Source organism: Curtobacterium sp. MCLR17_051 (genome assembly GCF_003234395.1).
GTDB lineage: Bacteria > Actinomycetota > Actinomycetes > Actinomycetales > Microbacteriaceae > Curtobacterium > Curtobacterium flaccumfaciens.
In genome coordinates, this window is sequence record NZ_QKTA01000025.1 from 24,611 (window position 1) to 47,844 (window position 23,234).

Annotated in this window: 20 protein-coding genes; 6 read left to right on the forward strand and 14 right to left on the reverse strand. The window is 70.1% G+C overall.

The features are described from left to right. Positions 1-11: 11 nt before the first annotated feature. Positions 12-950 (reverse strand): serine hydrolase, encoded by a 939-nt coding sequence (locus DEJ06_RS16495; RefSeq protein WP_111040034.1) that lies wholly within the window; start codon positions 948-950, stop codon positions 12-14. Then, positions 950-2,914: a M13 family metallopeptidase gene (locus tag DEJ06_RS16500; RefSeq protein ID WP_111040049.1), complete on the reverse strand. Its 1,965-nt coding sequence runs from the start codon at positions 2,912-2,914 to the stop codon at positions 950-952. Before DEJ06_RS16500 ends, DEJ06_RS16495 begins: the two co-directional genes overlap by 1 nt. 81 nt (positions 2,915-2,995) lie before the next feature. Here DEJ06_RS16500 and DEJ06_RS16505 point away from each other — a divergent pair, with 81 nt between their 5' ends. Continuing rightward, on the forward strand, positions 2,996-4,333 hold the full coding sequence (locus tag DEJ06_RS16505) for a uracil-xanthine permease family protein (RefSeq protein ID WP_111040035.1): 1,338 nt from the start codon (positions 2,996-2,998) through the stop codon (positions 4,331-4,333). Between the two features lie 165 nt (positions 4,334-4,498). On the opposite strand, the gene DEJ06_RS16510 is transcribed toward DEJ06_RS16505, so the two are convergent. After that, positions 4,499-5,263 (reverse strand): hypothetical protein, encoded by a 765-nt coding sequence (locus tag DEJ06_RS16510; protein WP_111040036.1) that lies wholly within the window; start codon positions 5,261-5,263, stop codon positions 4,499-4,501. Next, positions 5,263-5,838, reverse strand: coding sequence for an RNA polymerase sigma factor (locus DEJ06_RS16515; protein ID WP_111040037.1), 576 nt, complete (start codon positions 5,836-5,838; stop codon positions 5,263-5,265). Before DEJ06_RS16515 ends, DEJ06_RS16510 begins: the two co-directional genes overlap by 1 nt. Positions 5,839-6,075: 237 nt before the next feature. Between DEJ06_RS16515 and DEJ06_RS16520 the strand changes: the two genes are divergently transcribed. From DEJ06_RS16520 to DEJ06_RS16530, 3 genes are all read left to right on the forward strand, one after another. After that, positions 6,076-7,386, forward strand: a complete 1,311-nt coding sequence (locus DEJ06_RS16520) for an MATE family efflux transporter (protein WP_111040038.1) — start codon at positions 6,076-6,078, stop codon at positions 7,384-7,386. Between the two features lie 68 nt (positions 7,387-7,454). Continuing rightward, positions 7,455-8,675: a lipopolysaccharide biosynthesis protein gene (locus DEJ06_RS16525; RefSeq protein ID WP_111040039.1), complete on the forward strand. Its 1,221-nt coding sequence runs from the start codon at positions 7,455-7,457 to the stop codon at positions 8,673-8,675. Beyond that, positions 8,672-9,097, forward strand: a complete 426-nt coding sequence (locus tag DEJ06_RS16530; protein ID WP_111040040.1) for a hypothetical protein — start codon at positions 8,672-8,674, stop codon at positions 9,095-9,097. Before DEJ06_RS16525 ends, DEJ06_RS16530 begins: the two co-directional genes overlap by 4 nt. A 31-nt stretch (positions 9,098-9,128) precedes the next feature. Here the strand turns inward: DEJ06_RS16530 and DEJ06_RS16535 are convergent, their stop codons facing one another. Then, entirely contained in the window at positions 9,129-9,590 is a 462-nt protein-coding gene (locus DEJ06_RS16535; protein ID WP_220036524.1) for a MarR family winged helix-turn-helix transcriptional regulator, read from the reverse strand. 67 nt (positions 9,591-9,657) lie between these two features. Between DEJ06_RS16535 and DEJ06_RS16540 the strand changes: the two genes are divergently transcribed. Further along, the gene (locus DEJ06_RS16540; protein WP_111040042.1) at positions 9,658-10,452 is read left to right on the forward strand and encodes an SDR family oxidoreductase; all 795 of its coding nucleotides are present in this window, start codon (positions 9,658-9,660) and stop codon (positions 10,450-10,452) included. Positions 10,453-10,718: 266 nt separating this feature from the next. On the opposite strand, the gene DEJ06_RS18720 is transcribed toward DEJ06_RS16540, so the two are convergent. The 4 genes from DEJ06_RS18720 to DEJ06_RS16560 all read right to left on the reverse strand — a co-directional run bounded on the left by DEJ06_RS18720 (position 10,719) and on the right by DEJ06_RS16560 (position 15,194). Further along, on the reverse strand, positions 10,719-10,940 hold the full coding sequence (locus DEJ06_RS18720; RefSeq protein WP_220036525.1) for a KTSC domain-containing protein: 222 nt from the start codon (positions 10,938-10,940) through the stop codon (positions 10,719-10,721). Then, entirely contained in the window at positions 10,937-12,700 is a 1,764-nt protein-coding gene (locus DEJ06_RS18725) for an ATP-binding protein (RefSeq protein WP_111040043.1), read from the reverse strand. The genes DEJ06_RS18720 and DEJ06_RS18725 overlap by 4 nt, the downstream gene beginning before the upstream one ends. Further along, a complete protein-coding gene (locus DEJ06_RS16555) occupies positions 12,693-13,841 on the reverse strand; it encodes an SIR2 family protein (protein ID WP_111040044.1) in 1,149 nt (382 codons plus the stop codon). The genes DEJ06_RS18725 and DEJ06_RS16555 overlap by 8 nt, the downstream gene beginning before the upstream one ends. Positions 13,842-14,066: 225 nt before the next feature. Next, entirely contained in the window at positions 14,067-15,194 is a 1,128-nt protein-coding gene (locus tag DEJ06_RS16560) for a substrate-binding domain-containing protein (protein WP_111040045.1), read from the reverse strand. 115 nt (positions 15,195-15,309) lie between these two features. Here DEJ06_RS16560 and DEJ06_RS16565 point away from each other — a divergent pair, with 115 nt between their 5' ends. After that, the gene (locus DEJ06_RS16565) at positions 15,310-16,617 is read left to right on the forward strand and encodes an MFS transporter (protein WP_111040046.1); all 1,308 of its coding nucleotides are present in this window, start codon (positions 15,310-15,312) and stop codon (positions 16,615-16,617) included. Between the two features lie 12 nt (positions 16,618-16,629). On the opposite strand, the gene DEJ06_RS16570 is transcribed toward DEJ06_RS16565, so the two are convergent. From DEJ06_RS16570 to DEJ06_RS16590, 5 genes are all read right to left on the reverse strand, one after another. Beyond that, positions 16,630-18,153 carry a helix-turn-helix domain-containing protein gene (locus tag DEJ06_RS16570; protein ID WP_111040047.1) on the reverse strand — a complete coding sequence of 508 codons (1,524 nt, stop codon included), beginning with the start codon at positions 18,151-18,153 and terminating at the stop codon, positions 16,630-16,632. Next, positions 18,150-19,244 (reverse strand): DUF917 domain-containing protein, encoded by a 1,095-nt coding sequence (locus tag DEJ06_RS16575; RefSeq protein WP_084740633.1) that lies wholly within the window; start codon positions 19,242-19,244, stop codon positions 18,150-18,152. The genes DEJ06_RS16570 and DEJ06_RS16575 overlap by 4 nt, the downstream gene beginning before the upstream one ends. A 91-nt stretch (positions 19,245-19,335) precedes the next feature. Further along, positions 19,336-20,460: a DUF917 domain-containing protein gene (locus DEJ06_RS16580; RefSeq protein ID WP_071248827.1), complete on the reverse strand. Its 1,125-nt coding sequence runs from the start codon at positions 20,458-20,460 to the stop codon at positions 19,336-19,338. Continuing rightward, a complete protein-coding gene (locus DEJ06_RS16585) occupies positions 20,457-21,611 on the reverse strand; it encodes a DUF917 domain-containing protein (protein ID WP_220036526.1) in 1,155 nt (384 codons plus the stop codon). Before DEJ06_RS16585 ends, DEJ06_RS16580 begins: the two co-directional genes overlap by 4 nt. Continuing rightward, positions 21,608-23,164 (reverse strand): hydantoinase/oxoprolinase N-terminal domain-containing protein, encoded by a 1,557-nt coding sequence (locus DEJ06_RS16590; RefSeq protein ID WP_111028775.1) that lies wholly within the window; start codon positions 23,162-23,164, stop codon positions 21,608-21,610. The genes DEJ06_RS16585 and DEJ06_RS16590 overlap by 4 nt, the downstream gene beginning before the upstream one ends. Between the last annotated feature and the right edge of the window lie 70 nt (positions 23,165-23,234).

Consider the following 23,234-nt stretch of genomic DNA (forward strand, 5'->3'; position numbering starts at 1 on the left):
ATCGAACGCCGTCAGCGACGAGCCGGCGCGTGCACCGCCTCGAGCACCTCGGTCCCCATGGTCCGCAGCGCCTCCACCACGGCCAACCGCCGCTGCAACGAAGCATCGTCGAACGTGACGGTCACGGCGTAGCTGACCGACGACCCGGGCCCCCGCAGGATCCCCGCCTCGGCCCGCACGCCCGTGCTCGACCCGGTGACCGCGACGACCTGCAGCCCGTGGTCGAGCGCACGGTGTGCCAGGGGGTCGAGCCCGAAGGACCCGGCGACCAGGTTCAGGTCACTCGCCAGGGACAACCAGCCGAGCACCCGGTTCGACACCGCCTCGTCGACGACCTCGCCGAGCGCCAGCCCGCGCATCACCCACGACAGCTCCCCGGTCGGTGCGACGGAGGCGTCGGGGGCGTCGTCCGGGCCGCGGCGGTCCCGCACCCGGTCGATCAACGCGGTGCGCTCGATCCCCAGGGACTCCGCGCGCTCCCGGACGGCGTCGATGCCGACGGTCGACAGCAAAGCGTTCATGGCCCAGGCGTCGGCGGTCGCCCCGACCAGGGTCGCCAGGTCGGGCACCTGCATGGTCGGCTCCTGCAGGAACTGCCACAGGCCGGCACCGGTCGCGGTGTCGCGGGCCATGCGCTGCAGGCGGTCACCGTGCAGGCGGCCGTCCTCGAGCTGAGCGGCGACCTCGATGAGCAGCAGGACGCGGCCCAGGCTCGCGACCGGCTGCACCAGGGTGTCGTCGATCGCGAGCAGGGCCTTGCCGCTCGAGGTGTCGATCACCGAGGCGCTGACCCCGGCGCCCTCGAGCGCGAGGGCGCCGATGGCCTCGGTGGTGGCGGTGAAGCGGTCGTCGGCCCGGCCGCTGTGCCGCCCACGACCGCGGCCGCCACCTGCTGGGCGGTCGTCCGGTCGCCGGCGGCGCGACGACCGGGCCGCGTCCGGCTCCGTCATCACCAGATCGCGACGCGCTCGGCGGGGTCGAGGTACATCGCGTCCTGCTCGGTCACGCCGAAGGTGTCGTACCAGACGTCGATGTTCCGCACGACCTGGTTGCAGCGGAACTCGTTGGGCGAGTGCGGGTCGATGCTCAGCAGACGAGCCGCCTCTTCCGGGCGGATCGCCATGCGCCAGGCCTGGGCCCAGCTCAGGAAGAAGCGCTCAGCACCGGTGAGTCCGTCGACGACCGGGGGCTCCTGGCCGTCGAGCGACAGCAGGTACGCCTTCCACGCGATCGACAGGCCACCGAGGTCACCGATGTTCTCGCCGATCGTCAGGGCACCGTTCACGTGGCTGTCGGGCACCTCGGTCGGTACCAGGGCGTCGTACTGGGCGATGAGGGCCTTCGTACGCTCCTCGAACGCCGCGCGGTCGGCCTCGGTCCACCAGTTCTCGAGCTTGCCGTCGCCGTCGTACTGCGACCCCTGGTCGTCGAAGCCGTGGCCGATCTCGTGCCCGATGACGGCACCGATCGCGCCGTAGTTCGCGGCGGCGTCGCGGTCTGCGTCGAAGAACGGGAACTGCAGGATCGCGGCCGGGAACACGATCTCGTTGAAGCCGGGGTTGTAGTACGCGTTGATCGTCTGCGGGGTCATGAACCACTCGTCGCGGTCGATCGGCTTGCCGATCTTGCCGAGCTCGCGGTCGACCTGGAACGAGGCGACGGCGCGGACGTTCGCGACCAGGTCGTCGGAGAGGACGGGCAGCGCCGAGTAGTCGCGCCACTTCACCGGGTAGCCGATCTTCGGCGTGAACTTGTCGAGCTTGTCGAGCGCACGGGCACGGGTCTCGTCGGTCATCCAGTCGAGCGCGGTGATGCTCTGCCGGTACGCCTCGACCAGGTTGGCGACGAGGTCGTCCATCTTGGCCTTCGAGGTCTCGTCGAAGTGCTCCTGCACGTAGATGCGGCCGACGGCTTCACCCATCGCACCCTCGACCAGCGAGACGCCACGCTTCCAGCGCTCGCGCTGCTTGGGTGCACCGGTCAGTGCGGTGCCGTAGAACGAGAAGTTCGTGGCCGAGAACGCGCTCGTCAGGTACGCCGCGGAACCACGGATGACCTGCCAGCGCAGCCAGTCCTTCCAGACCTCGAGCGGCTGGTCGTTCAGCAGGTCGGCCAGGCCGGTGATGAACGAGGGCTCGCGCACCACGACGGTCTCGAACGCACCGGCGGGGGCGTCGATGGCCTGCCACCAGGTCTGCAGGTCGACGCCCTTCGCGAGCGCGGCGACCTCGGCCCAGGGCAGCTTGTTGTAGGTCTTCTGGCTGTCGCGGGTCGTGACGTTGTCCCAGTGCTGGGCGGCGAGCGCCGTCTCGAGCGCGATGACGTGCTCGGTGCGGGCGCCGCCGTCGTCGAGGCCGGCGAGCGGGAACATCGCCGCGACGAACTCGCGGTACTTCTCGCGGATGTCGGCAAAGCGCTCTTCGCGGTAGTACGACTCGTCGGGCAGCCCGAGGCCGGACTGCTCCAGGAACACGACGTAGGACTCGGGGTCGCCCGGGTCGTTGTCGACGAAGAGCTGCAGGAAGCTCGGCAGGCCGATGCGCTCGAAGCGGCCGACGGCGGCGATGACCTCGGGCACGGACTCGATGGCGGTGATCTCGGCGAGCAGGTGCTCGATCGGTGCGGTGCCGAGCTCCTCGAGCCGGGCTTCGTCGGTGAACGAGGTGAAGAGGTCGCCGACCTTGCGCTCCTCGGTGCCGGGGGCGGCCTGCTGCGAGCGCTCGATGATGTCGCGCACGGCGATCTCGGCGGCTTCGGCCAGCACCGTGAAGGATCCGTACCGGGCCTTGTCGTCGGGGATCGGCGTCGCCTCGATCCAGGTCCCGTTCACGTGGCGGTACAGGTCGTCCTGGGGGCGCACCGCGGGGTCGAGTTCGTCAGTGTGGATGCCGGAGGCACGTGCGACGTCGGTCATGCGGTCCACGATAGCCACCGACCCCATGGGGCAGGTCGATCCGGGTCGTCACCGGCACACGGCTGCCGGTACGGTCATCGCATGGGACTTCCGTGGAAGCTGCACGGCGACGGCAAGACCGTCTCCGCGACGACGATCGTGGCACCCGACGAACGGCTCACCTGGCCCCGGACCATCGGCCTCGGCGTGCAGCACGTCGTCGCGATGTTCGGCGCCACGTTCCTGGTGCCCCTGATCACCGGGTTCCCGCCGTCGACGACGCTGCTGTTCAGCGGCATCGGCACGATCCTGTTCCTGCTCATCACGGGCAACCGCCTGCCGAGCTACCTCGGCTCGTCGTTCGCCTTCATCGCCCCGATCGGTGCGGCGACCAAGATCGGCGGCATCCCGCTCGCCCTGTCCGGCATCATCGTCGTCGGCGCGCTGCTCGCGATCGTCGGGCTCGTCGTGCACCTGGCCGGCGCCGGGTGGATCGACCGGCTGATGCCCCCGGTGGTCTCGGGCGCGATCGTCGCCCTGATCGGCTTCAACCTGGCTCCGTCGGCCCGGGACAACTTCACGGAAGCCCCGGTCATCGCGCTCATCACCCTCGCGACGATCATCCTGGTCACGGTCCTGTTCAGGGGCCTGATCGGCCGCCTGTCGATCGTCATCGGCGTGCTCGTCGGGTACGTGGCAGCGCTCATCGGCGGTCAGGTCGACTTCTCGAAGGTCGGCGACAAGCCGTGGATCGGCCTGCCGGACTTCACCGCTCCCGCGTTCGACCCGTCCCAGCTCCCGATCTACCTGGCGTTCGTGCCGGTCGTCCTGGCGCTGGTCGCCGAGAACGTCGGCCACGTCAAGGGCGTCGGGCAGCTGACCGGCCGTGACCTCACCCCGCTCACCGGTCGCGCGCTCTTCGCCGACGGCATCTCGACCGTCCTGGCCGGCGTCGGCGGCGGCTCCGCCACCACCACCTACGGCGAGAACATCGGCGTCATGGCCGCCACCCGCGTCTTCTCCACCGCCGCATACTGGGTCGCCGCGATCGCGGCCGTCCTGCTCGGCCTGTCGCCGAGGATCGGCGCCGTCATCTCCTCGGTGCCCGCGGGCGTGCTCGGTGGCGCCACCACCGCGCTCTACGGCCTGATCGGCATCATCGGCATCCGGATCTGGGTCGAGAACCGCGTCGACTTCTCGAAGCCGAAGAACCAGCTGACCGCCGGCATCGCCCTGATCATCGGCATCGCCGACTTCACGTTCCGCTTCGGCCAGGCGAGCTTCGGCGGCATCATCGTCGGCACGATCGCCGCGATCGTCGTCTACCACCTGATGGACGTCATCGGCCGGGCCCGCGGCACCGACGAGCCCTCGACCGAGGCCGCCGACCCCGCGCACGCCGCCACCGGCGCCGTCCCCGTGGAACCGCGCGCCGACTGACGCGAGTGGTCGGCCGGAACGCGCGTCCGGCCTGACGACGTGGGACCACCGGACTGGAGGCCCGTGGCGGACACGGCCACGGGCCTCCAGTCCGTCACGTGGTGCGTTGCGGACCGGAACGCCCCCCAGTCGGTCGCTCCGGTCCGCACGCGCTCCTCGCCCGGTTCAGCGGGGCGCGCTGGGCGACGGGGTCGCGGTCTGCACGGACTCCTGCTCGTCGATGTACCGCTGATCGAGCGGGACCTCATCGGCGACCCCCGCCGTCCACTGCCCGACGACGGTCGTGCCGTCGGACTCGTACACGTCGCCGCCGTCCGGCTCGCTCCACAGAACCCAGCCCTCGCGGCCGTTGTCCGCCCTCCCGGGGACCAGATCCGGGTGACCCGACGCGTTCGGGACTCCGTAGGTCTGGCCCCTGTCGTTGACCGCCCAATCCGACGTGACCGCGGTGGCGTACTGCAGCGTCGCCGTCCACCGCGTCCCCGCCGACGCTTCGATGCTGAACGTCGTGGTCCCTCGCTCCGGGAGGCGGCCGTCGACGACGCGCATCGTCCCTTCGTCCCGACAACTCAGGCCGGATGCGCCACCTCTGACGGTGAGGACGCGGACCATGCCGACGTCGTTGCGGCACGTGATGTCGACGATCACGGCACCCGCGGTGTCGGGAGCCTGCCCGATGTCGATCAGTGCGGGGCCGGTGTGCGTCGCAGTGGTCGTGCGCCCGACTGCTGCCGTCGTCGTGGTGCCCGGGAGCCCGGCGACGACCAGGGCGGCGGCGCTCGTCGTCACCGCGATCGCCGCAACGGAGACGATCGAGACGCCGATGCGTGCACGTCGTTGCTGGCGCTGCAGGGCGCTCCGCTGTGTCCCGATGGCGGCCAGCTCCGAGCGGACCGCTGCAGCAGCGTCGGGGTTCATGTCGATGCTCATCAGTAGGTGCCTTCCGGTGCGTTGCGGACACTGGGACGGAGGTCGTGCAGGTCGCGTTGCAGGCGCTGCCGCATCCGGTGCAACCGCACGCGTGCCGCCGGCGGTTTGAGACCGACCGCCTGCGCGGCCTGCCAGACCGGCATCTCCTCGACCCCGGTGAGCACCAGCAGTGCGGCGTCCTGCGGCGCGAGTCCCCGGATCGTCGTCCTGAGGCGTTCGCGGGCCTCGAGGTCTTCGGCGTCCATGGCTGGAGCGTGGGGATCGTCCCGAGGGAGTGCGTCGAGGAGCTTCCGGTACCGCGCCGCTGCGCGTCGATGGTTCTGGGTCAGGTTGACCGTCGTGACCAGCAACCACGGAGCGACGGAACCCGCCACGAGGGTGACGCTCTTGCGCTTGCGCCAGAGCTCGTAGAACGCCGCCGCCGTGATGTCCTCGGCGTCGTGCGAGTTCTCCGTCAGGCTCAACGCCCGTCGGTAGATGCGTGGTCGGTGCCGGTCGAACAGCGCGGCGAACGCAGCCCCGTCATCACGGACCGCTCGCGTCCACAGCGGGCCGTCGTCCTGTTCGTCCTTCACACTCTGGAGTGTCCGGTCATGGCTCCAGCGTTACAGACGCCCGCGGATCGGCTCGTCGCGCAGCGAGGTCGTCCGTGGCGCAAGCCCGAGGACGTGGGACCACCGGACTGGAGGCCCGTGGCGGACACGGCCACGGGCCTCCAGTCCGTCACGGGGGCACGCCCACCCCGCCCGGCGACGACGACGGGTCGGCATCGCCGACAGAATGGGTCGGTGCACCGACCGACGCGACCCGCTGTGACCGCTGAGCGGCGCGCGGTCGACCGCGACATCGTGCGGCTGGCGGTGCCGGCCCTCGGAGCGCTCGTGGTCGAGCCGCTGTTCCTGCTGACCGACACCGCGCTCGTCGGGCACCTCGGGGCGACGCCGCTGGCGGCCGTCGGGCTCGCGAGTGCCGTGCTGTCGACGGTGACCGGGCTGCTGGTGTTCCTGGCGTACTCGACGACCCCGGCCGTGGCGCGGGCGCTCGGTGGTGGCGACCGTCGCGGAGCCGTGCACGCCGGCATCGACGGGATGTGGCTCGCGCTCGTGCTGGGGGTGGTGCTGGCGCTGGTCGGGTGGCCGCTCGCCGGGCCGCTCGTCGACCTGTTCGGCGCCTCGGCCGAGGTGTCGGCCGCCGCGACCGCGTACCTGACCATCTCGCTGATCGGGCTGCCCGGCATCCTGGTGGTGACGGCCTCGACCGGACTGCTGCGTGGGCTGCAGGACACGAAGACCCCGCTCGTCGTCGCGACCATCGGGTTCGTCGCGAACGGGCTGCTCAACGCCGTCCTGATCTACGGCGCCGGCTGGGGCGTCGAGGGATCCGCCGCCGGCACCGTCATCGTGCAGTGGGCGATGGCCGTCGTCTACGTGCGCATCGCGGTGCGGGCCGCTCGGTCGTCTGGGGCGCCGCTGCGACCCGGCGCCTCGGGCGTCGCCCGGGCCCTGCGGTCGGGGGCATGGCTGTTCCTGCGGACCGCGTCGCTGCGGATCGCGATGCTCGCGACCGTCGGTGCCGCTGCCGGGCTGGGGACCACCGGGCTGGCGACGACGCAGGTCGGGCTGACCGTCTTCTCGACACTGGCGTTCGCGCTCGACGCCCTGGCGATCGCCGGGCAGGCGCTCGTCGGGCACGGACTCGGCGGGCGTGACCCGGAGCGGGTGCGACTGGTGACGCGACGGCTCGTGCTGCTCGGGATCGCCGGTGGTGTGCTGCTCGGGGTGCTTACCCTGGCGCTGAGCGGCGTGCTCGGGCCGGTGTTCTCGGACTCGCGGGCGGTGCGGGACGCCCTGCCCGTCGTGCTGGTGCTCATCGCCGTCGGGATGCCCGTCGCTGGGTACGTCTTCGTGCTCGACGGGGTGCTGATCGGTGCCGGCGACGCGCGGTACCTGGCCATCGCCGGAGGCCTGAACCTCGTCGTCTACCTGCCGCTGCTCTGGTGGGCCGGTGGGACGCTCGCAGGGCTGTGGGCGGCCTTCGCCCTCGGGTACATCGGGGTCCGGGCGGTGACGCTCGGGGTGCGGGCGCACCGGCGCGGCTGGGTGGAACAGGCGTTGGCGCGGTGAGCGGGCCGTCTCCGGCTGGGCCCGCTTCGTCCGCCGGGCCTGATTCTCCTGCAGCACCGTCGTCGTCGGTGGCCTCGTCGGCCGTGCTCGCCACGGTCGGCATCGGGGTGCAGGGCGTCGCGAAGCTGCTCGTGACCGTCGTCGTCGGGCGGGTGTTCGGCACCGAGACCCTCGGGCAGACCACGGCGCTGCTGTCGCTCTCGGTCTTCGTCGCGCTGCTCTGGCCGAACGCCGCCGGCAACACCGCGTCACGGTTCCTGGCGATCGCGCTGCGGGGCCGGCGGTCCGATGCCTCCGTGAACCGGCTGCTCGGGGTGTCCATGCTGGTGTCGAGCGTGGTGCTCGCGGCGGTCACCGTGCCGATCGCGCTGGCCTGGGGCAACGGCCCCGGCATGGTGCTCGGTGGTGCCGCGGTCGTCGTCGGCTACGGCCTCTACTGCTACGCCCGCGGCGCGCAGCTCGGCTACGACCGGGCGCCGCGGGTCGCACTGTGGGACTCCGTGACGAGCGTGCTGGCGCTCGGGTTGCTCGTGGTGGCGTGCGTCGCCCGGCTCGAGCCCTTCGTGCTGCTGCCCCTGGCCATCGGGTACACGGTGTTCGCGATCGCGTGCTGGCCGCGGGGCAACGGCTTCGCTGCTGCAGCTCGCGAACCCGCTGCGGGGGTGCTCGGCTTCGCGGCGTGGAACGTGCTGGCTGTGGTGACCTCGAACGGGTTGCTCCAGCTGACGATGATCTCGGCGCAGGTGACGTCATCGGCGCACGACGCCGGTGTCTACGCCGCTGCCTTCACCCTGGCGACGCCGGCGTCGATGCTCGGGCAGGCGTTGGGGCAGGTGCTCGTGCCGGCGTTCGCGCACCGGACCGATGGTGGATCGTTGCGCTCTCGCGGGGCGCTGCTGCTCGTCGTCGGGTTCGCTGCTGCTTCCGCCGTCGTCTTCGGCCTGGTCGCACTGCTCGCCGGGTGGTTCCTGCCCATCGTCTACCCAGCCGAGGGTGCCGCTGCCGTCGCCGACCTGCGGTACCTGATGGTCGCGGTGTGGGTGTTCACCGTCGGGCTCGTGCCGGCGGCGTTGCTCCTTGCCGCTGGACGCTCACGGCAGGTCGCCCTGGCTTCGGTCGCCGGGTTCGTCGTCGGGGCTGGGCTCATGGCGGTACTCGGGCCCGTCGCAGGTGTCGCTGGTGGCACCACGGGATTCTTGGTGGGGAGTGCGGTTAACCTGGTCGCGGTGGTGGGGCTCGGGGTGCGCACCAGCGCCGTGCCTCAACAATCCGTAGGGAATGTCGCATGAAGCTCGCACGGAACCACTCGCGGACCCCGCTGCTCACGAGCATCGGGATCGTCGCCGCGGTCGCGTTGGCCGGCTGCTCCGGACACAACGTCCCGACCGATGTCGGAGGCGAACCCTCCGACGCCTCGGAGACCGCCGCGAGACAAGCAGCGGTCGAGGGTCTCGAGGAGCACGACGAACACCGCTTCGTGTCGGCGGTGGGACAGGATCAGCGTTCCGGCGCGGTCACGGCGTGGAAGGTCTGCGAGCCGCTCCTGACACCGGGTGCGAAGGTCACCTCGAACGATGCGGTGGTGACGACCATCGTCGGCGTCTTCGTGCACCCTGCCGACAAGCGGGCGAAGGACTGCTGGGTCACGCTGTCGTGGACAGAAGGTCAGGGTTGGAGCATGACGGCGGAACTGTCCGCCGAGAAGGACTAGCCCGCACGCGCCGCGTTGTTCCTGTCGCCGGTCAGTTCACGGAACCCCCGATGGTGCGCGTCAACAACTCGAGCTGGCTCCGCAGCTGCTGCGCTCCATCGGTTCCGAGGACGCTCGTGACCTCCTGCTCGACGGCGTCGATGACGACCTCCGCGTCGATCAACACCGCGCGTCCGGTAGCGGTCAGGTGCAGCTCGTGCACGTGTCCGTGCCGCGGGTGTGCGCGCCGTTCGACGAGCGCTCGCTCCTCGAGCCGCCGGACGAGCGAGGCCACCGCCTGAGGGGTCACACCGAGCCGCCGAGCGAGTTCGGCGCCGGTCAGTCCTGGCTCGGCCTGCAAGGACGCAAGGAACGTGTAGTGCGCTGGTGCGAGACCGAGCGGACGCAAGCCCCGCTCCTTCTCAGCCTGCACGACGAGCTCGGCACGGCGGAGCGCCCACACGACCCGATCAGCCGGCGCCGGTGAGGGCGAGGGCCTCTGGTCGTCAGTCACGGTTCCGATGCTACATCGACTGATGGGTATAAAGTGCTTGATAGTTGACAACCACGTTAGGACTCTCATGACTCGACCACTCGCCCTCGTGACCGGTGCCAGCAGCGGCATCGGTGCCGCCATCGCCACCGATCTCGCGAAACAGGGCCACGACCTCGTCCTGGTCGCGCGCCGCGACGACCGCCTCCGGGCAGCACGGGATCACCTCGCTGAGCACGGAGCATCGGTGGAGGTCCTCGTCGCGGACCTGTCCGACCGCGCCGCCCTGGAACGCGTCGTCGATCGCGCCGGATCCGGCGACATCGACGTCCTGGTCTCGAACGCCGGCGTCAGCGCCTACGGCCCGTTCGCCGAGATCGACCCGGACGAGCTCCGGCGGGCGTGGACCCTCAACGCGGACGCGACGCCGCTGCTCACCCGAGCGGCTCTTCCCGGCATGTTGGACCGCGCACGGGGCGGCATCATCGCGATCGCATCGAACCTGGCGTTCAGCGCCGGCGTCGCGCAGGCGCCTGCCGGTGGTCGGGGGCTCCCGCACCGGGCCCTCTACGTCGGTGCGAAGGCGGGGATGGTCGCGTTCACCCGTGTGCTCGCCTCGGAGCTCGCCGACACCGGAGTGCACGCGACGGTCGTCTGCCCGGGGCTCGTGTCGTCGGAGTGGAACGGCGGCGCATCGGTGTCGCCGATGGCGATGACACCGGACGACGTCTCCGTGGCCGCACTGGCGGCCTTCCGGAACGGCGAAGTCGTGTGCCTGCCGGGCCTGGAGGACGAGGGACTGCTGGCGCAGCTGGGCGAGACGGAACGGGCGATCCTCTCCGGCAACATCAAGCCGGGCCTCGCGCAGCGCTACATCGCCTGAAGAACCGGAGGCGCTACCGGGCTGCGAACGCGTCGCTGCGGTCCGTCGCCGCCAAGGAAGCCGCCAGCGCGTCGCGGCGCCGGATGAGTTCGTCAGCCCGTGCGGCCATCTCGTCACGGAGCTCAGCGACGCGGCTCCGCACCACCTCGCAGCTCTCCGCTTCCCCTATCCGATCGCAGGAGATCACTTCGCCGATGACGGCCGCCCTATGGAGCGGCGAAACTAAAGGCAGCCCGAAATAATCAACGTAACATCGTCCTGCCTAGTTAGGCGTACCTCCCATGGGGCTTGTAATTTAGCACCTCGTGGATGAACTGCCCCCGCGACTGCCCTGAAGCTGTGAACTGCTCCCAGATGTCGGGCGGACAGTCCGAATACCACCACTGAACGCCGGTTCTAGGGAACTCCACATATATGGTTTCAGTGTCAGCATCATACGCCTCAGCCACAATCCGAGTCGATTCAACGAAGCGCCACTCTATGGTCACTTTTCCTCCTGCTCATAGATCCCTCGCCAAATAGCCAGTGCACTACTCACATCCCGAGTTCCTTTGTTCGCGTGCCAGGCATCTAGGGAAGGGTCCCCCGCAAGTGGTAGAGGATCCGGTCGGTCAATGATGACTCGAGTAGGAAGTACCAGCGCTTCACCACTTATGATTGCTTCCCCCGTCCTAAGAGAGGGCAGGGTTTCCGCCAACCCAACCACACTGTCTGGTAAAGCAGTTCTGATTCGCCCCTGGTCAGCACTGTTACTCAGGCGAAGGGCGATGATGGTGCCGCACTGCGCCAATGCGGTGTCCGGAAGATCCGACGGCCTCTGCGTTACAAGCATGAGTCCCACGCCATACTTACGACCTTCCCGCGCTATCCGGTTCGCAGACTTTCGAGCGATAGGGGCTGCGGCCTCACCCAGGTAACGGTGAGCTTCCTCAAGAACGATAAGCACCGGACTTGGACGTCCGATTCCATCCACACCGTCGGGCGTCCGTAGCGCAATATCGAACAGTAGCTTGAGAATCACACCTACCGCCAATTCGGCAGCCGCGTCGGGTACTCCATTGAAGTCAAGAACCGAAACCGGCTCAGCCCCACCCAACCAAGATTCGAGAGTAGCAACTAGCGGGTCAGGTCCGTCCGCAGTGCCCGTTGGTTCCAGCATGAAAGCCAAGCGAGGGTCAAGCAGGCCAAGGCGAAGCAACTCCGGAGTACTGCCGTGGAGTCCGAAGTTTGGAGCTTGCATCGGGGGTGCACCTCCGGGACCATGCGGGCTATATATTGCCGACCTCAGAGTAGGCGCATCTCCCCCCTTCTCCAAGCAGGCCGTACCGGGATCGCCTTTAGACCTACGAGTCTCCCTGTTCTCGGAGTCCAGCAGCAACCAGACCTCTCGAATGTCGAAAGGCACAGGAGTGTCCGCTGTCACCGCCTCCGGATCCAAGTTCAACCATTTAGCTGATTCGACAAATCTTCTACGAGCATCCGCAACAAGGGTCGCCCATGTTTTCAGAGTTGTCGGACCCGCGTTAGCCCCGGTGAAAGCTCTCAAGATATCTTCCGCAGGAAGCGCCCAGTACGGCACACGAAGCCGCTTGCTTCCTTTACCGAGCACCGACTTCACCGACGCGTGTCCCGCTAACGCGTGCGCGTACTCACCATGGCTGTCGATAACGACGATGTTTGCATCGGGCCAATCGTCGTTAGCAAAGCCTTGCAGTAGCGACGCAACCGCGCTCGTTTTCCCCGAGCCCGTAGAACCCACGACGGCCGAGTGCCGTACCACGAGCTTCTCGACGTCAAGCGCAACGGGGATCGCTTCAGCCGCAGACAAACGCCCGACACGGAGATGTGTCGTTGCCGACGAGGGGTAGACCGACTGCAGTTCCTCATTCCGAGCGAAATGAACGGGATCATCAAGTCCAGGGTAGGAACCAACACCCCGCCTGAAACGCCCGGTTCCCTTGTCTACCTCACCGAGAAGCTGCACCTGAAGCCACCGCTCGCCCGCTGCCCGGGAATCGATTGGAACAGGCCCGGGCGACAGTTCCGATATCCCTACCAGCGTAACCGTGCCGATAAGATCGACCATTCCTTGCGGCAATCGTACCAAGGAGCCAATTTGGCCAATCTGCTGAAGCTGCCCTCGATAAATTGGCGCGATCCCGGCCAACCCGGGATCTAGCTCCACCGTGAGCTTCGATCCCAACACATGTCGCACCCGGCCGACGTAGGTTTCATCTTTATTAGACATATATTTGCTCCGACGTGTCACTCGGGCCAAACCGGTCGATGACAGAGGAACTCCGCGACAAGAAGCTAGTTAACTTACCAAAGTCGCCAAGGCCACATCGCGAGCCATCCCAGATATCGGCCGGAAGCCGAGTGTCACCATCAGGCGCCCCCCAGTTGGCACGCACACCTCCAATGATTGCTTCAACTTGCGTGACTACTTGAAGATTCGGGGTTTGAGCAGCCTTCTCGGCTAGATTCTCGGCGATACCCGAATAGCAGAACGCAATAATTTCCGAGCGTGGTCTACGAGCAGCTGCTTCGAAGAAAAGCTCATTCAGATGCTCATCTGCCCATGAGTAGCCGGACACAAGGAACAATGTCTCTGGCTCACTTAGAGCACGTCGGAGCCTGTCTTGCAGGACGACGAAGGGCATACGGCGGGATTCCTCATACTTAGTGTCAGAGGGGAAGATGGCCGCGATCGCACTTTCGGGAACTGCTGCGCCTAATCGAATGACCTGTTCAGCAGTCTGCGTATTATCCCATGCCCAGTTGATTGAGCCGTGCAATTTCCACAAGCGCGCGAAGAAGGACGGCAGGAGGGAATTTGGCTCCGAGTTTGTTGCCTCCACCATGTCGGTTCGGAAACGCGCCTGCCATGTCCCCATGAACCCATCAAAGTACGGGATAGCTTTCGCCTCGAGGGCGGACTCGAGGACGGAGTCGTAGTTGACCGTAAAAATCTCCACGGGTCGGAGGTAGTCTGCGCGCGCGACCCACGAGGCAAACCTATCAGCAGGACCCATATTGACCTCCGCCAGACTAAGTTCCCTTATGATGAGTTTGCAGATAACGAGGTCGAGGCGTTTTGCCGAATCTTTCGTGAGTCCATCGATCGTGTCGCTCCCTTCGGCAACAGCCTCAATCCTTCTTAGACGACTGAGTGCGCCCTCCAGGCTGCGGGACTTTGTGATGCGCTTGAACGATGCGAGCTGGTCCCCTTTTAGACTTCCAGCGATTTTGTTCGTCAGCTCAACCACATCCGGCAGTCCGCACGCCTTGGATGTGCCTGCACCGAAAAAGGTGCATACGTGACGAGAGCGGGTGGCAAGCTTCGCGCTGAGTCCGCCAGCGAAGACTGCAACGTCATGGGTGAGCATGAAGCGAATCTAACGGATCCTCGGTATTACCGCTATCGTTTTGTCAGCGCACGGCTGCCAGCTGTAGCACTCGGCCCTGGCTTCGTGATCTAACGTTCGCCAGAACCACCGTCCTCAGCGCCATAAATCGGAGCTCTCCGTTAGGAGGAGTTCAGCAGCTTCTCTCTAAGACACTCGTCGGTGTCCGGACCGCTCGACCAGGGACACTCCGAGCCTTCCTGAGTCTCAGTGGACAGCGGGCGGCGGCCCCGTCGTGTCCCCCACCCGCAACTCCGAGGTGAACGACGCCGGCTGGGGTTCCGCACCCTCGAGCATGGCCAGGGCGGCACGGGCGGCGGCTTGGCCCTTCTGCACGAACGGCTGCACCAGGGTGGTCAGGTGCCGGATCGGGGTGCGGTGGAGCAGGCTGTCGTCCACCGTGATGCCGTCGAAGCCGACGACGCTGACGTCCTCGGGCACACGGAGTCCGGCGTCGAGTGCGGCCGAGATCACCCCGACGGCGATCAGGTCACTCTGCGCGATGACGGCGGTGGGGCGGGGGCCGTCCGGTGCGAAGAGCTCGGTGCCGGCGAGACGCCCCTCTTCCACCGAGCTGCCGGCGGTCTCGACCGCGACGGCGTCCGGGTAGACCTGTCGCACACCACGCAGGCGTTCGAGCGTGGTGAAGGCGATGCCCTCGTCCTGCCGGGCTGCGTCGATCGGGCCACGGCGGCGCGCGGCATCGAGGGGCAGGGTCACGACGGTGACGTCCTGGTGGCCGAGCCCCTGCAGGTACTCGGCAGCACGGCGTGAGGCATCTCGGTTGTCGAGCTGGACGGGGACAGCGCCCTCGATCTCGTCCGCCTCGATCGCGACGACGGGGATCTGCCGACGGCGCAACACGGCGACGGCCGGGTCGATCCGGACGTTGCACCCGACGAGCACGACGGCGTCCATCGGGGCATCCACCAGCGGGCCGGCGCCCTGCTCATCGTCGAGCGGACTCCGGACGAGCAGCAGCGAGGCACCTGCGGCACCGGCGACCTCGGCGATGCCGTCGAGCGTCAGGACGTTGACCGGGTCACGGAAGGCATCGCTCAGACGCTCGTCCATCACGACGCCGATGACACCCGAGCGACCGCGGCGCAGGGAACGCGCACGGGGATCCGGGCCGCCGTAACCGAGGTCGGCGGCAGCGGCGAGCACGCGGGCCTTGGCGTCCTCGGACACCGGGCCGAGACCACTGAACGCGAGCGAGGCCGTCGACGGCGCGACACCGGCAGCACGGGCGACCGCTGCCAGCGTCGGGCGCGACGAACGGGTGACGCCGCCGCGGGAAGGCGACGCGCCGGGTCCTGTTGCCGGTTCGTCCATCGCCCGTTAGCGTAGCCGGAACGAGCAGTCGAATCGATTCGACCGCCGCAAGACCAGCACCGACACGCACCAGAACGCGCACCACCGAGCGCGCCGCAGCACGATGGGAACCACCATGACGACGCCGTCCACCCGCACCGTCCCGACCACCAAGGCCTGGATCATCGCGGTGTTCGTGGTGTTCACCCTGTCCGGGCTCGACATCGCGACGTGGCTGGGACGGATCCCGAGCGTCCGCGACTCCCTCGGGGCGAGCACGTTCGAGATGGGCCTGCTCGTGCTCGGCATGGCCGTCGGCTCGATCGGCGGTCTGACCTTCGCCGGGCACATCGTCGCGAAGCTCGGTGCGAGACGGGGCGTGCAGGTGGCTGCGGCGTGCCTGGCGGTCGGCATGATCTTCGCCGGCGTGGCGGTCACGCTCGGGTGGGGCTTCGCCGCCATCTGGATCGCGCTCATCGCGTTCGGCTTCGGCAACGGCCTGTGCGACGTGTCGATGAACGTCTCCGGCGCCGCCGCCGAGAAGGCCGGCGGACGCACGATCATGCCGCTGTTCCACGCCGCGTTCAGCCTCGGCACGCTCGCCGGTGCAGGCCTCGGCGCCCTGGCCGAGAAGCTCGAGATCCCGGTGTCGTGGCACTTCATCGTGCTCGTGGTCATCACGAGCGCCGCCATGCTCGTCGCCGTCGCGAAGTTCCAGGACGAGCACCTCGTCGAGCAGCCGGTGTCGACCGACACCAGCCCGGTCGCGACCCCGCTCACCCGCTGGCAGGTCTGGGCACAGCCCTCCACGCTGCTCATCGGCGTGATCGTGCTCGGCATGGCGCTGGCCGAGGGATCCGCGAACGACTGGCTGCCCCTCGCGATGATCGACGGCCACGGGCTCGACAACGCCGGCGGTGCTGCCGTGCTGACGGTGTTCCTGGCCGCGATGACCGCCGGCCGCGTCGCCGGCAGCCCGCTGATCGACAAGTTCGGCCGCGTGCCGATCCTGCGCATCAGCGCCGCCGTCGCGGTGGTCGGCCTCGGCATGCTCATCTTCATCGACAACGTGCCGCTCGCGATCGTGGGCGTCGTGCTCTGGGGCCTCGGTGCCAGCCTCGGCTTCCCGATGGGCATGTCGGCCGCGGCCGACGACCCCCGCACCGCGGCCGCCAAGGTCAGCGCCGTCGCGACGATCGGCTACGTGGCGTTCCTGGCCGGGCCGCCCCTGATCGGGTTCCTCGGTGAGGAGATCGGCCTGCTCGGGGCGCTGCTGATCGTCTTCGTGTTCATCATCGCGGCCGGCCTGGCCTCGGGTGCGGCACGCGAGACCGGCGCCGCCGCCCGGCCCGCCCGCGGGACCGCCAAGACGAGCGGGACGACGAAGCGCGAGACCGAGAAGGCCAGCCAGACCGACAAGACGAGCGAGACCAGCCGCAGCTGACGCACCCCGCCCTCAGCCGCCGTCGCCGGCCCGCGCCCGCGTCGCCAGGTGCAGGGCGAGCCGGGTCTCCGGGTCGGACAGGTCCACCCCGAGCAGCCGCTCCACCCGCGCGATGCGGTCGGACACGGTGTTCCGGTGCACGCCGAGCACCGCGGCGGTCTCGGCGATCGACGACTCCGCGTCCAGGTAGGCGGCGAGCGTCGTCAGGAGCGCCCCGCCACCGCGCTCGAGCGGTGCGAGCAACTGCCGCGAGGCCGGCAGGAACGTGTCCGTCTGCGTCCACGCGAGCAGCAGCTGCGCGAGCCCGAGCCGGTCGACGTGCACGAAGTGCCCCGACTCCGGACGGCTCGCGGCCAGGCGGGCGGCGTCGCCCGCCTCGCCGAGCGTCCGGACCAGCCCGGCAGGGCCCGCCTGCAGACTGCCGACGCCCACGTTGGTCTCCACGGTGGTGCGGAGCGTGTTCTGCGCGCGCCGCAGCCGACCCGCGATGTCGGCCACTGCCTCCCGGCCGGGTTCGTCGGGTTCCGACAGCCACAGCACCCAGCCGTCCGCCTGTTCGACGACGACCGCGTCGAGTCCCTCGGCGCGCACCGCGGCGTCGACCTGCTGGCGGAGCGCGACCAGGTCGACGCCCTGCCGCGCGACCACGCGCGCGCCGACGTGCCAGGCGTCCAGCCGCCACCCGGCGGCGATGGTCCGCTGCACGAGCTGCGGGGCCGGTGCCCCGTCGGCCGCGCGGAGTTCGTCGAGCATCGCCATCCGGTAGCGGGCGTCACGCTCGTCGTCGAGCCGGGTGAGCAGCAGCCGGTGCCCGACGGCGACGGCTGCCACCTGCAGCGCACTCGCGACCACCTGCTGTTCGGCGGCGATCGGGACGGGCAGGCCGACGGCCAGCCAGGCGCGCGGTCCGATGCCGGTGCCGACCGGGATCGCCACGAGCGTCTCGTCGACGCCCTCGGCGGTCAGCACGTCGCTGGTGCCGGCGCGGCGGACGAGCACGGCGCGGGCCGCGTCGTCGACGGCGGCTCCGCGGAGTGCCAGGCCCGAGGCGTCGAGGAACCGCACCGGGTGGCCGAGCGAGCGGTCGAGCCGGGCGAACAGGTCGTCGAGTTCGGGACCGGCGTCGAGCGCGACGCGGGAGGCGTCGAGGGCTGCACGGGCCGCCGGACCCATCCCGGTGCCGATGAGTTCGTGCAGGCGGACCGAGGTCACCCACGGGTCCGGGGTGGCGAGCACGGCGACGCCGAGCCGGTCGGCGAGCGTCGTGGTGCCGGGGCCGAGTTCCAGTGCCCCGTCGACGACGAGCAGGGTGGTGCCGGCCGCGGACGCCCGGCGCAGCAGCACGTCGAAGCGCGCATCCGCGCGGTCGACGGGGGTGAGCAGCACGACGACGTCGTCACCCTGCGACAGGGACCGGCCGACCTGGTCGGGCGTCCCCACCACCCCGCGGACGCTCCGGACCGCGGTGCTGCCGGGGCCGACGAGCAGGCGGGTGCCGGGCGGCAGGAGCGGGAGCAGGTCGCCGACGGCGTTCACGCGAGCACCTGGCCCACGGCCTCGGGGACGACGTCCGCGTCGATGCCGAACGCCCGCGGCCCCATGCGCGCGGTGCGGTCGGGGTCCGCCCACCACCACGGCGCCGACGGCAGCACGAGCACAGCGAGCTCGTTGCCGACCCGCGTGCGGTCGGTCGCCACCGGCGCGAGCGAGCGCGCGTCGACGACGGTGATGACGCTCGGCGTGCTGGCGACCGGCAGGCCGTCGACCAGGCAGTGCACGTACTCGCTGCCCGCCTCGACCCGGGCGACCGCACCGGTGCCGGCGTCGCGGATGGCCAGGCTGCTGCGCACGAACGCGAGCGCGTCCCCCTCGCGCTGGACGTCGATGACCCGGCCCTGCGCGACGACGCGGCCGCCGATGAGCGCGGCGAGTTCCGCCGCGTCCCGTGCGCCGCCCGCTGCGCGTCCGATCCGGAGGGCGCGCTGCACGCTGCCGACGACGGCCCGCTCGCGCAGCAGGGCCACCGGGACCGGGCCGATCGCGAAGGCCGCCCAGCCGCCGCTGTGCGAGACGGCCTCGCGCCAGACCGTCTCGACGTCGTGGGGGTGCCGGGCGTCGACGACGATCCGCAGGCCGCTCGTGGTCGCAGCCGCCGCCGTGACCGTCGTGGTCGGGCCGACGAAGACCGACAGCTGGTCGATGCGCGGGACCGCGCGGCCGACCAGGTCCGCGTCGACGAGCGGCAGTCCGGCGGCGTGTGCGGTGAGGGCCGCGGCCGGTCCGGTCACGCCGCCGATCTGTGCGGCGACGACGGCGTCGGCACGGACGCCCGTCCAGCGTTCGACCGCCGCGAGCGCGGCCGGCAGCTCCTCGCCGCTCGGCATCTTCTCCTCGAGCACGGTCGTCGACCCGATCAGCCCGACGGCCACCACCGAGCCGAGCGCGGGGTCGTCGAGGTCGACGACCGGCACGCTGCGGTCGCCGAGCGCGAATCGCAGCGCGCTGACCATGTGGTCGACGCGGCCGCCACCACCGCAGCCGAGCAGGGCGGTGCCGCGTCCGAAGACGGTCGCGTCGTCGGCCTGGAGGCCCGCCACACCGCCGCCCCGCCGCTCACCCTGGTCCATGGGTCCATTCTGCTGCCGTGGTCTCGTCTCGGGGCCCGAGCCCGGGGGCGGGTGCACGGGCCGGGCGCCGGGGTCGGCGCGCGGCCGTTCGTCAGCCGACCGCCGGGGCGGCCGGGCGGACGTGCTCGTGCAGGTCCTCGACCGGGACGAACGGTTCGTCGAGCCCGAAGCACGACGGCCCGAACACGGCGAGCGCCTCCGGGGTCCGCATCAGGTCGGGGGTCGAGATGCCGATGACCCGGACGCGCTGCCCGAACCGCAGGCGTTCGGTGGTGATCGGCTCGGCGGTCTCGGCATCGAGGACGCAGATCAGGTCGGGCACGACGGCCACGAGCTGCCCGTCACGCCGGGCGACGAGGTTCTCGTTCTGGAACCGGAGCTCGAGCTCGGAGCCGTCGGTCCCCTGCACGGTGGCACGACCGCGGGCGAACCCGTCGACCGTGCGGCGCTCGACGTCGACGACCTTGCCGTCGAACAGCTCGCGCAGGTGCGTGTAGATCGTCGTGCCGAGGGCCTCGGCGAGCGCGTCGATGGGGTCGCGGTGGGCTTCGCGGGCGACCCGGATGGCCCGACCGACGGCGAGTGCCAGGGAGAGCGTGCGCGGGACGGCGGTCTCCTGCACCTGGCGGCCGGACATGGCGTACTCGGCGATGTAGGCGACGCCGCCGAGCCGGATGGTGACCCCGCGGGCGAGCCACTCCATCTTCTTGTTGTCCGTGCCGGTCTCGATGATGACGCCGTGGCCGTTCTCGTCGCTGATCGCCAGCGGACTGCCGGGGACCCCGTAGACCGAGAACGTCTCCATCTGCAGCTCGGGGAACGCGCGGCCCATGCCGTCCGCGTCGACGACGGGCAAGCCGCCGGTTGCGCCGACGAGCAGCGGGATCATCGAGTTGATGCCGCCGCACTCGATGGGCATCGTGGCGGTCGCCGTCCGGCCCAGGTGGGCTTCGAGCCGACGGAGGGCGCCGAGGGGTTCCGGTCCGGCCGGGATGCGTTCGAGCACCACGGTCGGTGCGCCCATCTGCGCGGTGGGGATGACGAGGGCGTCGTCGGGCACCTCGGACGGGTCGAGGATCGTGACGGGGCCGTGCTGTTCGATCGCGGCACGGACCAGGAGCATCCCGATGGTGGGGTCGCCTCCGCCGCCGGTGCCGAGCAGGGCGGCGCCGCGGGCCAGGTCGGGCAGGTCGTCGACGTCGAGGATCCAGCTCATCGGTGCGCTCCCGTGTTCGTCTCGCCCGCGCTCGTGGTGCCGTCGTGGCGGACCGCGGGGGTGTCGTAGCCGAAGTACCGCGGGCCGGCCAGGCGCAGGCCGTCCGGGGAGTGCCAGCGCTCGTCGGCCGGTGCGGTGACGATCCGGATGCGGGCGCCGAAGCGCAGGGCCTCGGTGGTGATCGGCTCGCCGGTCTCGGCGTCCAACGTGATGATGAGGTCGGGAGCCGTGGTGCGGACCTGGCCGGCCACCTCGACCAGCAGATGCTCGTTCTGGAACCGGAGCACCGCCTCCAGGCCGGTGTCGCTGCCGGAACCGGCGATGCGGGCCGTGCCACGGGCGAACCCGGTGACGGTCTTGCGCTCGATGTCGGCGACCTTGCCCTCGAACACGACCGTGCCGCCGAGCACCTCGGTGACCGCCGTGACGGGGTCGGCGTTCTCGCTGCGTGCGCGGACCAGTGTCTCGCCGAGCCGGACGCTCAGCGACAGGCTGCCCCGGACGAACGACTCCTTCACCTGCGCGCCGGACATGGCGTACTGCGCCGTGATCGCGGAACAGCCCATCTCGACCGTCGCCGTGCGGGCGAGCCGCTCTGCCCACCGGTTGTCGACCGTGTCGAAGACGACGGTGTTGCCCTTCTCGTCCGCCAGGGCCATCGGTGTCGCGCTGACCCCGGACAGGGTCGGCAGCACCATCTGCACCTCGGGGAAGGCGCGACCCATGCCGTCGCCGTCGACCAGGGGCAGGCCGAGCTCGGCCGCGGCGACGATCGGTGTCGTCGAGTTCACGCCGCCGACCTCGATGCAGGCCAGGTGGGTCGGGGTGACCCCGAGGAACGCCGACAGGCTGCGGATGGCCTCGGCGAACTGGCCGGCGGACGGCAGCTTCTCGACCATCACCGTGGGAGCGCCGATCATCGCGACCGAGAGCACCACGGCGTCGTCGGGCAGGTCCTCGACCTGGACGATCTCGACCGGGCCGTGGGCGCGGACGGCGGCCTCGGCGAGCAGGCGTCCGATGTAGGGGTCACCGCCGCCGCCGGTGCCGAGGATCGCGGCGCCGCGGGCGAGTGCGGAGCAGTCGGCGCCGATGGCGGTGAGGGGTGCTGTGGGCGCGGCGGTGCGCGGCGCGGCTTGCGTGGCGCTCATCGGACCAGCGCCCCGAGTGCCAGGTCGCCGACGGCTTTGGCGCGGATCCGCGTCGCGTTGCCCGGCAGGTACGGGATCGGGACCTCGTCGAAGTCGACGATGTCCACCGAGCCGGGGTCGGCGCCGGCCGCGATGGCACGGTCGACGGCCTCTTGCCGGGCCTCGTCGACCACGGCGGACCGGCGGCCGTCGCTGATCGCGTAGACCTTGTCGACCTCGCCGCTGACCTGCGCGATCGCCGCACCGATGGCGTTCGCGACCGAGTAGTGCTCCGGGCGGTGCACGGTGCCGAGTCCGGGCAGGGTGTCCGGCAGCAGCACCGAGCCGCCACCGACCGCCACGACGGGCAGCGGGTCGGACGAGGTGCGCATCCGTTCGACGATGTCGGCGACGCGCTCCGCGATGACGTCGAGCGCACGGGCGGCGACCTCGGCCGGCACCCCGGCGACGAGCGACGGGTCCCCGATCGCACCACGGCCACCGCGGACGGCCACGTCGGTGGCGGTCAGGGTGGTGCCGCCGAAGACCAGGCCCTCCTCGGTCAGGCGGTACCCGACGGAGTCCGGCCCGACGACGCTGCCGTCCTCGCGGATGCGGGAGCCGCCGCCGATGCCGACGGACAGGACGTCGGGCATCCGGAAGTTCGTGCGGATGCCGGCGACGGCGACCTCGCCCGTGGCCTCACGCGGGAAGCCCGCGGTCAGGACGCCGACGTCGCTCGTCGTGCCGCCGACGTCGACGACCGCGCAGGTGTCGAAGCCGGACAGCACCGCGGCGCCGCGCATCGAGTTCGTCGGGCCCGAGGCGAACGTCGCGACCGGGTAGCGCCGGGCGTACTCGACGTCCATCAGGGTGCCGTCGTTCTGGCTCAGGAAGAGCGGCGCGTCGATGCCGCTGCCCGTGACCGAACCGGACAGGCCGTCGACGATGCGGTCGGCGAGCTCGCGGAGCGCCGCGTTGATGATCGTCGCGTTCTCGCGCTCGAGCAGGCCGATGCGACCGATCTCGGACGACAGCGAGAACGCCACGTCCGGCCCGAGCTCGGCGGCCATGATCTCCTGCGCGCGCTGCTCGAACTCGTCGTTGATCGGGGAGAACACCGACGAGATCGCGACGGAGCGGATGCCCGCGGCCGCGATGGCACCGGCGTGCCGCTTCAGTTCCTCGGGGTCGAGCTCCGAGATGACGCGGCCGTCGAACTCGTGGCCGCCGTGGGCCAGGAACGGCTGCGCGTGCACGGCCGACACCAGGTGCCCGGGCCAGTCCGTGAACGGGGGCAGCGACGCCGTCGCCGGCAGGCCCAGGCGGACCGCGGCCGTCGGGGCGAGGCCGCGTGCCTCCACCAGGGCGTTGATGAAGTGAGTGGTGCCGATCATCACGCCGTCGATGTCCGTGGGGCCGAAGGCGTGCTGTTCGCGCAGGCCGTCGAGCGCGGCGACGATGCCCGAGGTGACGTCGGGGGTGGTGGACCGCTTGACCGCCGCACGGACGGTGCTGCCGTCCATCAGGACGGCGTCCGTGTTGGTGCCGCCGACGTCGATGCCGATGCGCATGGGGGTTCCCTTCGGTGGTGCGGGTGCGGGTGCGGTGGTGCGGGTGCGGGGTGTTCGCGGGGTCTTCGCG

Excerpts from the sequence above, each read along its gene's own strand:
- DEJ06_RS16565 (WP_111040046.1), top strand. The coding sequence starts at position 15,310 with ATGACGACGCCGTCCACCCGCACCGTCCCGACCACCAAGGCCTGGATC.
- DEJ06_RS16585 (WP_220036526.1), bottom strand. The coding sequence starts at position 21,611 with ATGAGCGCCACGCAAGCCGCGCCGCGCACCGCCGCGCCCACAGCACCC.
- DEJ06_RS16580 (WP_071248827.1), bottom strand. The coding sequence starts at position 20,460 with ATGAGCTGGATCCTCGACGTCGACGACCTGCCCGACCTGGCCCGCGGC.
- DEJ06_RS16555 (WP_111040044.1), bottom strand. The coding sequence starts at position 13,841 with ATGCTCACCCATGACGTTGCAGTCTTCGCTGGCGGACTCAGCGCGAAG.
- DEJ06_RS16505 (WP_111040035.1), top strand. The coding sequence starts at position 2,996 with ATGGGACTTCCGTGGAAGCTGCACGGCGACGGCAAGACCGTCTCCGCG.
- DEJ06_RS16510 (WP_111040036.1), bottom strand. The coding sequence starts at position 5,263 with ATGAGCATCGACATGAACCCCGACGCTGCTGCAGCGGTCCGCTCGGAG.
- DEJ06_RS16530 (WP_111040040.1), top strand. The coding sequence starts at position 8,672 with ATGAAGCTCGCACGGAACCACTCGCGGACCCCGCTGCTCACGAGCATC.
- DEJ06_RS16495 (WP_111040034.1), bottom strand. The coding sequence starts at position 950 with ATGACGGAGCCGGACGCGGCCCGGTCGTCGCGCCGCCGGCGACCGGAC.
- DEJ06_RS16540 (WP_111040042.1), top strand. The coding sequence starts at position 9,658 with ATGACTCGACCACTCGCCCTCGTGACCGGTGCCAGCAGCGGCATCGGT.
- DEJ06_RS16500 (WP_111040049.1), bottom strand. The coding sequence starts at position 2,914 with ATGACCGACGTCGCACGTGCCTCCGGCATCCACACTGACGAACTCGAC.
- DEJ06_RS16575 (WP_084740633.1), bottom strand. The coding sequence starts at position 19,244 with ATGGACCAGGGTGAGCGGCGGGGCGGCGGTGTGGCGGGCCTCCAGGCC.
- DEJ06_RS16590 (WP_111028775.1), bottom strand. The coding sequence starts at position 23,164 with ATGCGCATCGGCATCGACGTCGGCGGCACCAACACGGACGCCGTCCTG.
- DEJ06_RS16560 (WP_111040045.1), bottom strand. The coding sequence starts at position 15,194 with ATGGACGAACCGGCAACAGGACCCGGCGCGTCGCCTTCCCGCGGCGGC.
- DEJ06_RS18725 (WP_111040043.1), bottom strand. The coding sequence starts at position 12,700 with ATGTCTAATAAAGATGAAACCTACGTCGGCCGGGTGCGACATGTGTTG.